10 protein-coding genes are annotated in these 13,616 nt (G+C 53.4%); 3 read left to right on the forward strand and 7 right to left on the reverse strand.

What is annotated here, in order from left to right; genetic code table 11:
* Positions 1-143: 143 nt before the first annotated feature.
* The 3 genes from ABVS03_RS05780 to ABVS03_RS05790 all read right to left on the reverse strand — a co-directional run bounded on the left by ABVS03_RS05780 (position 144) and on the right by ABVS03_RS05790 (position 4,538).
* On the reverse strand, positions 144-1,124 hold the full coding sequence (locus ABVS03_RS05780) for a hypothetical protein (protein WP_368018397.1): 981 nt from the start codon (positions 1,122-1,124) through the stop codon (positions 144-146).
* Positions 1,125-1,409: 285 nt separating this feature from the next.
* A complete protein-coding gene (locus ABVS03_RS05785; RefSeq protein WP_368018398.1) occupies positions 1,410-4,049 on the reverse strand; it encodes a hypothetical protein in 2,640 nt (879 codons plus the stop codon).
* An 87-nt stretch (positions 4,050-4,136) separates the two neighbouring features.
* Entirely contained in the window at positions 4,137-4,538 is a 402-nt protein-coding gene (locus ABVS03_RS05790; protein ID WP_368018399.1) for a hypothetical protein, read from the reverse strand.
* Between the two features lie 458 nt (positions 4,539-4,996).
* On the opposite strand from ABVS03_RS05790, the gene ABVS03_RS05795 reads away from it, so the two are divergent.
* On the forward strand, positions 4,997-6,904 hold the full coding sequence (locus ABVS03_RS05795; protein ID WP_368018400.1) for a glycosyltransferase family 2 protein: 1,908 nt from the start codon (positions 4,997-4,999) through the stop codon (positions 6,902-6,904).
* Positions 6,905-6,987: 83 nt separating this feature from the next.
* On the opposite strand, the gene ABVS03_RS05800 is transcribed toward ABVS03_RS05795, so the two are convergent.
* The 3 genes from ABVS03_RS05800 to ABVS03_RS05810 form a co-directional block, all read right to left on the reverse strand.
* Positions 6,988-7,335, reverse strand: coding sequence for a DUF2304 domain-containing protein (locus tag ABVS03_RS05800; RefSeq protein ID WP_368018401.1), 348 nt, complete (start codon positions 7,333-7,335; stop codon positions 6,988-6,990).
* Between the two features lie 11 nt (positions 7,336-7,346).
* Positions 7,347-8,027, reverse strand: coding sequence for a glycosyltransferase family 2 protein (locus ABVS03_RS05805; protein WP_368018402.1), 681 nt, complete (start codon positions 8,025-8,027; stop codon positions 7,347-7,349).
* A 188-nt stretch (positions 8,028-8,215) separates the two neighbouring features.
* Complete coding sequence (locus ABVS03_RS05810) at positions 8,216-10,261, reverse strand: DUF6541 family protein (protein ID WP_368018403.1); 2,046 nt, start codon at positions 10,259-10,261, stop codon at positions 8,216-8,218.
* A 294-nt stretch (positions 10,262-10,555) separates the two neighbouring features.
* Between ABVS03_RS05810 and ABVS03_RS05815 the strand changes: the two genes are divergently transcribed.
* Both ABVS03_RS05815 and ABVS03_RS05820 read left to right on the forward strand, forming a co-directional pair.
* The gene (locus ABVS03_RS05815) at positions 10,556-11,605 is read left to right on the forward strand and encodes a glycosyltransferase family 2 protein (RefSeq protein WP_368018404.1); all 1,050 of its coding nucleotides are present in this window, start codon (positions 10,556-10,558) and stop codon (positions 11,603-11,605) included.
* Between the two features lie 6 nt (positions 11,606-11,611).
* Complete coding sequence (locus tag ABVS03_RS05820) at positions 11,612-12,853, forward strand: lipopolysaccharide biosynthesis protein (protein WP_368018405.1); 1,242 nt, start codon at positions 11,612-11,614, stop codon at positions 12,851-12,853.
* An 88-nt stretch (positions 12,854-12,941) separates the two neighbouring features.
* Here the strand turns inward: ABVS03_RS05820 and ABVS03_RS05825 are convergent, their stop codons facing one another.
* A complete protein-coding gene (locus ABVS03_RS05825) occupies positions 12,942-13,502 on the reverse strand; it encodes a hypothetical protein (RefSeq protein WP_368018406.1) in 561 nt (186 codons plus the stop codon).
* Between the last annotated feature and the right edge of the window lie 114 nt (positions 13,503-13,616).

Here is a 13,616-nt window from a genome sequence, read left to right on the forward strand (position 1 = left end):
CATCATAGGACGACGGACGGAGGCGGCAAGTACCAGCCGATGATTCGCAGGATATGTCGCTTAACAGACCTCGCCGGCATAGCAAAGCAGCCTGGCCCGATTGTCCGGACCAAGCTGCACTTACGCGAAACTGTGCTAGAGCCTTACAGGCTATAAAACGCTATGCCTTCCCTGTTCCAGCCAATGCTGCTCAGATATGCATACTCGTTGTAGTCGGTCGTGAAGAGATGCGTGCCCTGCGTGAGCCACTTGTTGAAGAGGCGGTAGATGGGCTTGCCAGTCACGCTGCTTGCCGAGCAGAACGCTATGCCTTCCTTGTTCCAGCCAATGAAGCCAAGACGCTCATACTCAACCAGGCTTCGTGTGTAGAAGTGGTCGCCGCTGTAGGGATTGTACAGGCGGTAGACCTTGTCAAGCGACCAGGCCGGAGACTGCCAGGCAATTCCCTCATACTTCCAGCCGATGCCCGTAAGATTGTCCACCTCGTCCTTGTTCAGAGTAAACAGGTGCTCGCCAGACCACGGGTTGTAGAGACGATACATTGGGACAGAGAGGATGACGATCTTGAAGGTCTTGGTCACAGAGCCACGGAATTCCTTGCCATTGCCGGTGATGGTGACAGTGGCTGTGCCTTCTCCATCATTGTTCTCGAAGGAGACAGTGTAGTCCCTATTGAGCACAAGCGTCTTTCCCGCAAACTTCACCGCAAAGTCCGGCATTACAGGCACACCCGTGAAGGACTGGTCCGGGATGTTGTCGATATCTGCCTTGGAGATATCTCCGTAGATGCAGAAGCTTGTGGTGACCGTGCCTGAATAGCTGCCAATGCCCGCGACAGTAGCCGTAGCAGTGCCCGGATCGACGTTGTCGGTGTATGTGACCGTATAGTCCGTGCCCTGCTTCAGCGTCTTTCCGCCTACGCTCACGGTGACGGCAGGCGTGATGGCAGAGCCGGTATACTCCTGGTCTGCAATAGGCACCACATCTCCTCTCGAGATGTTCTGAGCGGTCGTGGCCTGTACCTTTGCAGCATCGCCCAAGCCGGTCGATTCTTCAGCAAGAGCAGGAGAGGGAGCAGCTGCCATCATGCAGAATGCCATAGCAAAAGATGCCAGGACTGCCAATGCACGCCTTCCCATCTGTTTTCTGCTTTGGGGCGCGCCATGCCCCACACATGCATTTCCCAACATAGAAGCCTCCATTTTCCATGGACACTGGGCCTGATTCAGATTGTAGGAAAACGCAAGCGGAACGAATCATCCAATTCCATCTGCGGTCATTGCAGCAGATAGCAGAAATGCCGGACTGGCGGATAGCATCCTCGAGCCCGGAATCTTTCTTCCTCTACAGAAGCAGCCTGGTCCGACTGATCGGACCAGGCTGCATCCAGCCAGATATGGATCGGAGGCCTACAGAGAATAGAACGCTATTCCCTCCTGGCTCCAGCCGATCGCGCCGAGCTGCGTGTACTCGCTCCTGCTGGTCGTGAAGAGATGCGTGCCCTGCGTGAGCCACCTGTTGAAGAGGCGGTAGATGGGCCTGCCGGTCTCCTTGCTTGCCGAGTAGAACGAGATGCCTTCCTGGTTCCAGCCGATGGAGCCGAGATAGTTGTATTCATCCACATCCATGGTATAGAAGTGGTCTCCGCTGTAGGGGTTGTAGAGGCGGTAGACCGGGCTCTCCGACCAGGATGGGGACTTCCAGGCGATGCCCTCATCCCTCCAGCCGAGCCTGACAAGGCTGTCCGCCTCAGACTTGTTCTGCGTGAAGAGATGCTCTCCGGACCATGGGTTGTAGAGGCGGTACATCGGGACGGGAGATACGGCAATCCTGAACGTCTTGCTCGTGGAGCCGCGGAACTTCACGCCGCAGCCGGTGACGGTCACCTTGGCCGCGCCCTCATGGTCATTGTCTTCATAGGAGACCTTGTAGTCCGGACCCTGGGTGAGCACCTTGCCATCGATTCGCACCGTGACAGCCGGAGTCACGGCTTCGCCCTTATAAGGCTGGTCAGGGATATCGTCGATCTTGACCTCGGAAATGTCGGCATAGATGCCGTAGTTTATGAAGTAGATTCCCGTATAGTCGCCGATGCCGGTAATGACAGCCGATGCGGTACCCGGACCAACAGTGTCTATGTAAGAGAGCGTGTAGTCTGTCCCCCGCACGAGCGTCTTGCCCTCAAACTTCACCGAGACAGGAGGAGTGATCGGCGAGCCCGTATAGGTCTGGTCATTGATCCATGTCATCTCTACGTAGGGATAGCCGATCTTTCCGATGATATGGAAGGTCTTGGTGGCTGTTCCGGCATAGCTTCCCTTGCCAGCAATCGTGACTGTCGCAAAGCCTGGATTGACGTTGTTGGCATAGGAGACGGTGTAGTCTGTATCCTGCACAAGCGTCTCGCCTGCAAGCGTCACCACGATGGCCGGCGTGATCGAGGAGCCGGTATAGGACTGGTCAGAGATGTCGCCGATCTTGGCGCCCGAGATGTCACTGCAGATGTGGAAGTCCTTTATGGCCGTGCCAGTATAGCGGCCAATGCCCGTAATCCTGACCGTAGCCAGTCCCCTATAGACGTTGTCCTCATATGAGACCGTATAGTCCGTGTCCTTTTTCAGCGTCTTTCCGCCCGCAGTCACCGTAACGTCGGGAGTGATCGGAGAGCCGGTGTAGATCTGGTCGGGAATGTCACTGACCTGTGACTTTGAAATGTCAGTACGGATGCGGAATGTCGTCGAGACAGTGCCTTTATAGTCTCCCTTGCCAGTCAAGGTGACGGTCGCGGTACCCGGATCGACGTTGTTGGTGTAGGAGACGGTGTAGTCATAGTTTGGCACGAGTCTCCAGCTCGCAAATTCCACCATGAAATCCGGAGTGACCGGAGAGCCGGTGTATACCTGGTCCGGAATGCTGCCAATCTTGGCACCCGAGATATCGCCGTAGATATGGAAGTCCTTGCTGACTGCACCGGTATAGCTGCCCTTGCCCGCAATACTGACCGTGGCGGTGCCTGGCCTGAGATTTCTGGAGTACGTGACGGTGTAGTCTGTGTCCTCTGTCAGAGCCCTTCCGCCTGCAGTCACCGTGACTGAAGGCTTGATCTCGGAACCGGTATAGAGCTGTTCGGGAATGTCATCCACCTGAAGCTTCGAGATGTCGGCAGTGATGCTGAAGCTCTTGGTGGCTGTGCCTTTGTAGCAGCCGATGCCTGTGACAGTGACCGAAGCAGTTCCTGGATAGACATTGTTTGCGTAGACAACGGTGTAGTCCGTGCCCTGCACGAGCGTCTTGCCTGCGAATGTGACCGTGGGAGCAGGCTTGACCTCAGAGCCGGTATAGGACTGGTCGGCAATAGTGCCAATCTGAGCCTGAGCGATATCTCCGCAGATGGTGAAGCTCTTGGCAATCGTACCGTCATAGTCGCCTATGCCTGTGATGGTGACCGTAGCAGTGCCTGGGTCTACGTTATTGCTATAGGAGACGGTGTAGTCCGTATCCTTTGCAAGTGTCGTCCCATTCAAGGTCACAGCGACAGAAGGCGTGATGGCAGAACCGGTATAGGACTGGTCTGCAATGGGAGACACTGTCGCGCCAGCGATGCTCTGGACCTGCTTGACCTGGACCGTATACTGCCAGGTCTTGCCCTGAGAGGTCAGCGTCAATGTTGCTGTGCCCGCGCCTGCCGCTGTCACCGTGCCATCAGACGCCACAGTAAGCACCGAGGAGTCAGACGAAGTCCAGGTGCCATGGATCTGATAGGTATCCGTACCCGATGGCCATTCTCTCGTCGTAAAGACCAGCGTAGCGGTCGGAGTGAAAGAGTCCCCCACTTTCATCGTCGAGGGCACATTCGCATTCACGCCCTTGTTCAACACATCATCGGATACTGCTACTGGAAACTCGTAAGTCCCTTTGAGATTGAAGTGGGCCGAATCGTTTGTAAGGGAACCTTCCTGAGCGGCCTCGCCTGCTGCCGCTTCGCCACATACTCCGAACCCGTATTCCTTGTTGGCGGGATTGATGAGGAAATAGTAATGTCCAGTCACTCCATGTGTCTGGCCATTGACCTCCTTGATGTACTCGCCCTTCTCTCCTGCCCATATATCAACGAAGGAGGAAATGTCGCTTCCACCCTATGCAATGACCTCGCCCCACGACTGATGGCCATTGTAGGTAGCAGACCAGCAATCATCTCCATTCAGGCGAATGTGGAAATGGCTGGCATCCCTGTTCTCGACCACGCGCTGGACCGCAATGCGCTCGAGTGCATTCGACCATTTGGGATTCAGGTAGTCCGACTCGCTGATGTTGTTCTGTGAAAGGTAGTCCTTCACTGTCACGTAGGTAGAGCCTGACTTCAGCTTGATGCTCGTGTCGTTCAGCGCATCCTGACGCCATTTGACAACAGCAGCCAGGCCCTCATCAGGGACTGACGTCTGATCTACCGTTCCCTGCGTATATACCGTGAAGCCATTGCCCAGAAAGACGCCGGTAATGCTGGAGTTCTCTGCCCATGCCAGTGATGCAGTAAGCATAAGCACACAGAGCATTGCAGCCAAGGCCACAAGGAGGCTCTTCCCTATCCTTCTCTTTCCACGAAGCGGAACATGCCGTACAGATGCAGTGTCCAACATTGAAGCCTCCATTTCCCGAGGGACTCCGGTTTAAGGTAGATTGTAGGGAAATGAAAATCGAGGACCTTATCAATTCTATCTGCGGTACTGATTTTGGTTCTCAGCCGCCATCACATGGATAGATTGCAGAAGGATGGGTGGCAGACTCTGGTCAGAGCTTATCTTGGAGGCACGCTGACGGTTTGGCTTAAATCTCGCGATGACGGCTCTGCCTGGCCCGTGCATCGGTGGAAAAGTATCTCTTTGCTCGGTCCGGCACAATCGAATCCGTAGCTTCTCGGTATACTTGTCCCTGATGCTAACAAGGCCAGAAACAGCCATATAGCAATGCTGTTCCCCGTTGCTAGTCAGAGGTGACCATGAAAGACTTCAAGATAGCCAATGTTCTGCTCGATGAGTCGCGGCAATTCTATACAACGCCACTTCTCTACTACCGCTCTGCAAGGGCCATTTTCCCCTCCGATAAGGAGAGCGGCGCCTGGAGGCTCGTAGGTCCCGGCTCCTTCGATTTCACGACCTTCTTCAATGCACTCTCCATCAACAAGTGGAGGGAGTACACGGTTGCCGAAGGCTTCACACTGCACCTTGAGCTCAGAGGAGCAGCCTGCACCATCACGCAGACCCGCACTGATGCATTGGACTATTACTCTCACAAGCTTCCCAATACGTCAAGGACGATCGAAGCCTCCAAGGAGTGGCAGACCATCGAGATGCCATTCGTGCTCCACGACAACGACGTAATGGATTCCTTTGTGATCGATGCCGAGGGAGAGGTCGAACTCAGGAACTCCTACTACACAGCCCAGGTTCCCGATGGCAGCATACGTCCGATAGAGCTTGCGCTCTCGACGACAACGTTCAAGAAGGAAGACTTCATCACCCACAATATCGAGCTTGTCCGCACGAAGATAGTCGAGACCGACGAGCTCATCGCGAAGCACTTCCGTATGTATGTAGTGGACAACGGTCGCACCCTCGATGCAGAGAAGCTGAGCTCGAAGAACATCACAGTCTTCCCGAATGACAATGTCGGCGGCTCGGGCGGCTTCACGTTCGGCATGATCAAGGCTCTCGAATCGGGCGATGTCACGAACATCCTTCTGATGGATGACGATGTGGAGGTCTCCCCCGAGAGCATCATCCGTACCTTCAACCTGCTTTCCATCACGAACGACAAGTACTCCGAGGCGTTCGTCTCAGGCTCGATGATGAACTACGACGAGCCGGACCAGCACTGGGAAGATACAGGACACATGACGGTAAAGGGCAACTATATGCCCGACAAGCCGCCTCTGCGTGTCAGCGCCTTGAACGAAGCCATTTCCTGCGAGACATTCTCTTATGAAGGGGAAATCTTCGCAGACCTCCAGCAGCGCTATGCTGGCTGGTGGTTCTGCTGCATTCCTGTCTCCACCATCAAGAGGATCGGCCTCCCACTTCCCTTCTTCGTGCGCTTCGATGATGCCGAATACGCGCTCAGGGCCAAGCCAAGGTTCATGTCCATGAACGGCATCTGTGTCTGGCATCTCGTCTTCTTCATGCGCTACAGCGCAGCAGTCGAGAGATACCAGGTCACCCGCAATGGCCTCATCGGACAGTTCACGACCGGCGTCGCCCCTCTCACGGACTTCTTCAAGGAGATCGACCATGAGATGATGATCGATCTCTGCAAGTTCAACTACGACGACGCAGAGCTCGTTCTCGAGGGCATCGAAGACTTCTTCAAGGGTCCGAAGTTCATTGCTCAGAAGGGCATCGGCAAGAAGACCTTCATGGCAGCAAACAGGAAGAAGGAAAAGCTTCTTCCGTTTGACGAGCTGCGAGAGCAGGCACTGAAGGAATGCAAGGTCGATATCTACGACCTTTCCCCCAACGCAATCACCGACGATATCCCGATGAAGAAGGCAAACGTCGGCCGCGTCGAGAATGTGGCGCTCCGTGCGCTCGAGCGCAAGTCGCTCAATGGCCAGCTCTGGGGCAATCTGAAGCCATTCACGAACTCCGTGCCCGTCATCCACGGCGTAGGCTGGTCCTACCAGGAAGGCAAGCTCTTCGGTGCCGATACGCTCATCGCTATCGACAACTACAACAAGAAAGGCATCATCCGCCACAAGAATGCCGATAGGGCAAAGCAGATCTGGAGCCGCTACCAGAATGACCTCAAGTACTACAACCAGAACAAGGACAGGCTCAGAAAGGAATACCAAGGCGCAAAGGATTATCTGACCTCCATTGACTTCTGGAAAGGCTATCTCGGCATCGACTAGCACAGAGGCAGACACAGGATAAGCAGAAGGCCTCAGATCAGACGGATCCGAGGCCTTCTCTTCTTTGCATCAAACAGCCGCTTCTACATTCCCTTGTCTTCATTCTCTTTCTCATGAAGGGCGAGTTCCTGTGCCAGCTGCTCTACCTTGTCAGTCAGCTTGGAGATATCGCAGGCCATGTTGAAGAGCTTCACAAGCATGAGGACGATGATCATGCAGAAGACAAAGTTGCTTGGCGAAAGGAAGCCCAGAAGGCCGGCAAAGAAGAATGCAATGCCCGGAAAGACTGCGAAGAGAATCATGAGTACAGCGCAGACGACCCAATAGACGGAGTCTGCAATGCGAATCTTCTTCTTGCGCACACGGTTGATAACAACCCAGAGAGCAAGGAGCGATCCGACTATAAGCACGACACGCAATACAGGAGACATATCAGGCAATCCTATCTAAACCATTGGAAGAGCAGCAGGGACAGGCAGGTGCGCGCCATGTAGGAGATGGCACTGAAGTACCTGAGATAGCTGGTTCCGCCTTGGCGCTCACGCATCTCGGCGGGAATCTCGATGACCTTGGCACCCTTCCTGATAAACAGGGAGATGGTATCCGGCTCAGGAGAGATATCGAAATCACGTGTAAAAATCTCGATCATCTTGCGGTCATACATGCGCATGCCGGAGGTTGGATCTGTAATAGTCTGCTTCGTTGCATGCTTGATGAGCGCTGTGATGAGCTTGGCACCAGTACCACGGGCACCAACCGCGCCACCACCCGCAAGATTGCGGGAAGCGATGACAATGTCAGCATTCTGCTCCTGCATGGCATCAGCCATCTTGCTGATGTATTCAGGCATATGCTGTCCATCGGCATCGAACTGTACGGCGGCATCGTAGTCGTGGCGGTAGGCATACTTCATGCCTGCCTTGACGCCTGATGTAAGACCGCAGTTGACCGGTATATCGATGTGGTTCAGATGCAGCTCATCGCATATCTCAGGCGTCCGATCATGCGAGCCATCGTTCACGACCAGATAATCGATATCTGGACAGACGGATGTGAGCTCTGAAACAGTATTTGCCAGACATTCCTCTTCGTTGTAGGCGGGAATGATAGCAAGGATTTTCAAGACATTCTCCTTATGGCATGAAGCTATTCCATGGAAGCATTTATGGGCACGCCATTGCGTCTTTGACAATGCAGACCTCAGGGTATTCTATGCCACAGGATGCTGCCGTTTCAATATCTTCAGGATTGATGCATACATGTCCGATTGCCAGATTGAGCCAGGCAAAGCCAGTACCGGCTTTGCCTCCTCTACTCCTCTATCTCATATAGGCGCATCTGGCCATCTGACAGCAGCAGCTTGAACCCTGGCGTCTCATCATTTATAGACGAGATTCCTGCCCACTCATCAGCCACAAATTTGTTCGTTGCCGACGTATCCCCATCGTCCCTGGAAAGCAGAATGATGTATTTGGCTCCCGTATCGGCCACAGCTTCTTTCACCGCAGAATTGTTTGCTATGTCAACGAGAGAGCTGCGGATAATCTGACTTTCGGAAGAATCCGCAGCGGCCGAGGCATTCACTCCCGTTTCGACCTCATCGTACATGACATGAAGACCATCAAAGCCATATGCAATGACACTGCCATCGCCCGGATTATTGATAACAAGGGCATCTTGAGGAAGAATCTCCAGGCATTGCCGCGCGAAAGCTTCTTCGGACTCCGTATACGGTGACAACTTTTGATATGCAATCTCGTATTGACTGCGAATCTCGCCAAAAGCAGTAGTCACAGCAGCGCCATCTGAAGGATTGATATAGTTTGGATAGTAATTCATCAGGAGAAAAACTGCAGCGACGCATAGTGCAGGCAAAGCACCATGCAGCTTCTCAGGCACATCCGAATATCTGGCGATAATTGCTCGTACCCACATGTACAGAAGCGAGAGTCCAATCACTGCAAATGGCATTGCCATGATTGCGCAGATTGCAGCTATGCGATTCGGATCCGAGTACCAGAATCCAGTCAGATAGCGCTTGAGGAAGCCATCCGTCGATACGTTGATGATGAAGGCGATGCAGAAAAAGCTGTATGGCGCAGCAAGCCACCTTGTCTCTCTGCGCAGGAGTGCTGTAGCAAAGCCCAGCAACACAACTGCCGCCAGACACAGCTGCGGAAATGTGTAATATCCCATCCCCATCATGTAAGACTGCGTGAGGATATTTACAAAAGCCTGTACTGCAGTTGTGTACGCAGTCCAATCGCTGTAGGAAACTACTCCATGCATGAAAGAACTTCTATACAGCAACGTCCAAACTACAATGCAGGCAACAAAGAGCAGCAGCGACAATAGCCTGCGATTGCGAGCGGCGTGATTCTTCCCCCTGGAATGCATGGCCAGCCCATTGGCGTTCTCTGGGCTGTTCATGATATGCATTATGTAGAAGACAACGAAGACCGCAGCTGCAAAGACGGCATTTGGCTGCAGCATGCCAAGCCCGGCAATTCCCACGACACCTGCCGCAAGAAGTTTCCCTTTGCCTATCGCAATGCCATCCGATGAAAAGAAAAGCATGAAGGCAACAGTTACTGCCGGCATGCAGCAGAAAGAAGCCGTATTCGGAAAGATGGGCCCCCACAGCAAGTCTCTCCATGGAAAAGCTGTAAAGGCGAGGGGAGCTATCGAACCAATTAAAATCTTCTGTCTGTCATCCTTGAAGACGACCTTAAAGAGTCCCAGCATGCCGGCTGGGAACACCACACTGCAATAGACCCAATTCACTGCATTCATTGCCATGGTCAGCGGTATGCCAGTAGATATCACTACCAGAGCCACCACTTCATGCCACGCAGCCGGATAGAATCCAGTGGCGCTACTTCCATAGAAGGAAGCATCAAGCGTCCCGACATTTACCCCAATGCACGAGAAATTGCCGGTTTCGATGAACTTCCGAATAAGGTTGGCGTGGAAAACCACATCGTACTGTTCAACCATTCCGCTATGGCTCGTGAGCGAGCGAACAAATACATACCAGCCAATGAGAACTCCGACGGCTGCATATAATACAATCGCCGCTGCTTCATCTTTCTTGATGAAAGCGCGACGATTTCCGTCCTTCAAATACAGGACAAGCTCGACAGCAAGCAGAATCGCAATAGGAGCCAACAGAGTAGCTGGAGATGATTGAATGCCGGCTATGGTATATGCCGTGCCAAGCAGACCATAATATGCCGCGCTCACAACTGGGGCCATGATGATTGCGAGCGGCAACTGCACTTTAATATTGAGCGCCTGCACCAACACGCATCCAGGAAGAAACAGAAATACTATTGCAAGCAAAAAGCCGATGTACATTTCCCTTATTCCAATCGAGATATCTGGTTCCCTATTGCTTAAAGCAGGCTCTGTAAAGTCGGAAATATTATATCGAATGCTATTCTTGGTTCTTTTCAGCGGGTTCCAGATAAGGGATACAACAATCCGCTGCAGTCGAGTGGGGTGCCAATAGCAGCACTTTCTTGTTGGCAGAACAGTATAGGCATATCTTCTGTAGTTGTTTCACCTGCACGTTTCTTTTGCAGTGCGGTCTCTGTAATATTGTTTGATGCTATTTAAATCCTTTGCCTTCGCTGTTCAGGAGTATTTGCCATGATTAATGGAAGCCCGAAAGTCAGCGTCATCATTCCCTGCTACAAGGTGGAGAAGTATCTCCCGAAATGCATCGCTTCGCTCGTAGGGCAGACGCTTGATAGCTATGAGCTCATCTTCATCAACGATGGCTCTCCCGACCACTGCATCGATATCCTGAAGGAGTGGCAGTCCCGCTATCCCGATCGCATCGTCATCATCGACAAGAAGAACGAAGGCGTCTGGCGTGGCCGCTGGGACGGCATCGCAAAGGCCCGAGGCGAATACATCGGCTTCCTCGACAGCGATGACTATGCAGAACCGAACTTCCTCCAGGACCTCTATGACGCAGCGAAGGGTGCAGATGCAGATATCGCTGTCTGCGGCTTCTCGAGAACCGACCTTGCAACCGGCAAGGTCCTCTCCCGCGAGATGTGCGACGAGCGCAGCCCCTTCAAGATCAGCCAGGATCCAGGACGCCTCCTCGAGCTCAATGGCGCTCCTTGGAACAAGATCTTCCGTGCAAGCGTGCTCAAGTCCCTCGAAGACCTGCCGACAAAGCCTCCCGTGCTCGACGACCTCCTCTTCCATTGGCTTGCCTATCTCGAGATGAATGGCGAAGTCGTCTTCGTGCCGGAATCCCTTGTGAACTATATGGTCCGCTCCGATTCCATCATCCAGACGGTAAAGCCCCAGCAGATCGAGCCGACATACGAGGCCTTCAAGGAGGTCAAGGAGCGCTATACCGCGCATCATGCTCCGAAGGGCAAGCAGGAGGCACTCGATGCTGCTGCTTTCCTGCATCTCGGCATCTCGTTCAACTACCGCCTTGCCGCCTCTCCTGACTGCGACCTTAGGGCAACCATCCAGAAGTGCACAGAGTTCCTGAACGAGAACTTCCCCACCTGGCATGATTCCCCCTACATCAATGGTCAGTACGCACGCCTCCACGGCAAGACATTCAAGAGGCTTCTGACAGTCTCGAGGTTCTACAAGCTCGGGCTCCTTCCTGCCTTCCTCTCTGTCTACAGTGCTGTCATCAGCCATTTCGGCATCGATATCAAGTGGTAGTAGCCCATGGCGGACAACCAGCCAAAGCCTCTCGATATCAAGAAAAACATGCTCTACAACACTATAGGCAGCCTTACTTATCAGGGCTGCCTATGGATTACCACGGTCCTTGTAGTCATCCTCTCTAATGGCTACAGCGACTCTGGCATCCTGTCGTTTGCCATGACCATTGGCAATATGTTCTCGGCAATCGGCACTTACAGCATGCGGACCTATCAGGTATCGGATGTCAGGGGGAAATACCCCCAGAGAAACTATGTAGACTTCAGGCTCATCACCCTTCTCATCGGCCTTGTTGTCATCGGCATCTATTCTGTAGCCGTCTCTCCAGACAGTCTGACTCTCATCGCCGTCTTTGCCTATCTTCTCTTCAAGATCGATGAATCGTTCTGCGATGTCCTCTACGGCGTAGACCAGCGTGGTGAGCGCATGGACTATATCGGCATCTCCCAATTCATCCGCGGTGTCATCATCGTTCTCGCTTTCTCGCTCAGTCTCTACTTCTCGCAGAACATCGTCCTCGCGATTCTTGCCATGTTCCCCGCCGGTCTCATCGTAACGATCTTCTATGACATCCCTCACGCAGGGCGCATCGATGACATCCACCCCAACATCAAGGCAGAACAGGCAAAGAACCTGCTTGTCGAGTGTCTCCCCATCGTGCTCGAGATCCTCTTCCTCGGCATGATTGTCTCGGTTGCCCGCCAGTACTACGCCAATGCCTATGGCAGCGAGCGCCTTGGCATCTATGCTGCCGTAGCCACTCCTGCTGTTCTCATCCAGGCAGCGGCACGCTATCTCTATGCTCCGGCTCTTGTGCCTCTGTCAGAGAAGTGGAATGACTCCCCGAAGGAGTCTTTCCTCCCCTTCTTCAAGAAGACCTTGCTCGTTATGGCAGTGCTCATAGTTGCATGCGTAGCGCTCCTGTCCTTGATTGGCCCTCCGCTCCTGAATCTTGTCTATGGGCAGAAGGTCGAAGGCTATACCTATCTCTTCACGAACGTCCTCATCAGCACAAGCGCCCTGGCGCTACTCTATTACCTGTCTGACGTCCTTGTCCTTTGCCGTGATATCAAGGGCGCGTTCATCAGTGCTGCAGCAGCGCTCATCATCACGCTTGCAACCATGATTCCTCTGGAAGCAGCCTTCGATATGCAGGGCATCAACTACGTCGTGATCATCGCCTCTCTGGCGGGGGCTGCGATGTCCCTCTTCCGGCTCTTCCACAACAAGAAGCTGAAGGCATAGAGTCAGATAGCATATCTGCAGCAGAAGCATGCAGCCCCCTGGCGATATCGCCAAGAGGGCTGCATTTCTCGCATCTGTCTCCAGAGAGCTATTCTTTTACGACACCCTTGCAGTAGAAGCTTGCAAAGACGCCCATAAGATGTAGCTTGGTCAGGATGACATAGCCCTTGACAGCAAGGCGTATCTTGAGGGGATCGGAAGTGGCGATGCTGGTCACCGGGTATCTGAGAGGCACATTGTGCTGCTTGTACCAATTGATGAGCTTGGCATGCTCTTCCATGAAGCGCTCTTTCGTGGCAAGGCGGCCTGAGTGAAGCATGTAGTAGACACCGAGCTTCAGATAGTGCAGATTCAGCAGCTCGTCGTGCTTGTGGACATCAGCATCGATGCGATCGAGCAGCTCAGTGAGCTCGATATCCCTGCGCAGGCCCTTGTGCTTCGTATTTGTGATGCTCTCCGTATTGCAGATGAAGTTGTAGCCGGCATACGGAAGGATTGCGACCTTGTTTGCATAGGAGTAGGCAACCGTCACGAAATGGTCGTCATCGCCAAGCACAAGCGGAACGAACTTCAGATTGTTCCTGCGGATGAAATCGAGATTGAAAATCTTTGCCCAGGGAGCAAGAATCTGGAACCTTGCCCAAGGCACATCCTTCGGAACGACGGTAGTGTCGGCAATGTTGGTGTAAGCACCTGATTGCCTGAAGGCACTCCTGCGGGAAAGAAGGAGGCCTCCGTCCTAGAATCTGGAATCGCGGAATTG

The organism is Olsenella sp. AGMB03486, assembly GCF_040884255.1.
Lineage (GTDB): Bacteria > Actinomycetota > Coriobacteriia > Coriobacteriales > Atopobiaceae > Olsenella_L > Olsenella_L kribbiana.

Bases quoted from the DNA above. Each gene is read 5' to 3' on its own strand.
- ABVS03_RS05790 (WP_368018399.1), bottom strand. From the start codon at position 4,538: ATGCTTACTGCATCACTGGCATGGGCAGAGAACTCCAGCATTACCGGC.
- ABVS03_RS05795 (WP_368018400.1), top strand. From the start codon at position 4,997: ATGAAAGACTTCAAGATAGCCAATGTTCTGCTCGATGAGTCGCGGCAA.
- ABVS03_RS05800 (WP_368018401.1), bottom strand. From the start codon at position 7,335: ATGTCTCCTGTATTGCGTGTCGTGCTTATAGTCGGATCGCTCCTTGCT.
- ABVS03_RS05810 (WP_368018403.1), bottom strand. From the start codon at position 10,261: ATGTACATCGGCTTTTTGCTTGCAATAGTATTTCTGTTTCTTCCTGGA.
- ABVS03_RS05815 (WP_368018404.1), top strand. From the start codon at position 10,556: ATGATTAATGGAAGCCCGAAAGTCAGCGTCATCATTCCCTGCTACAAG.
- ABVS03_RS05820 (WP_368018405.1), top strand. From the start codon at position 11,612: ATGGCGGACAACCAGCCAAAGCCTCTCGATATCAAGAAAAACATGCTC.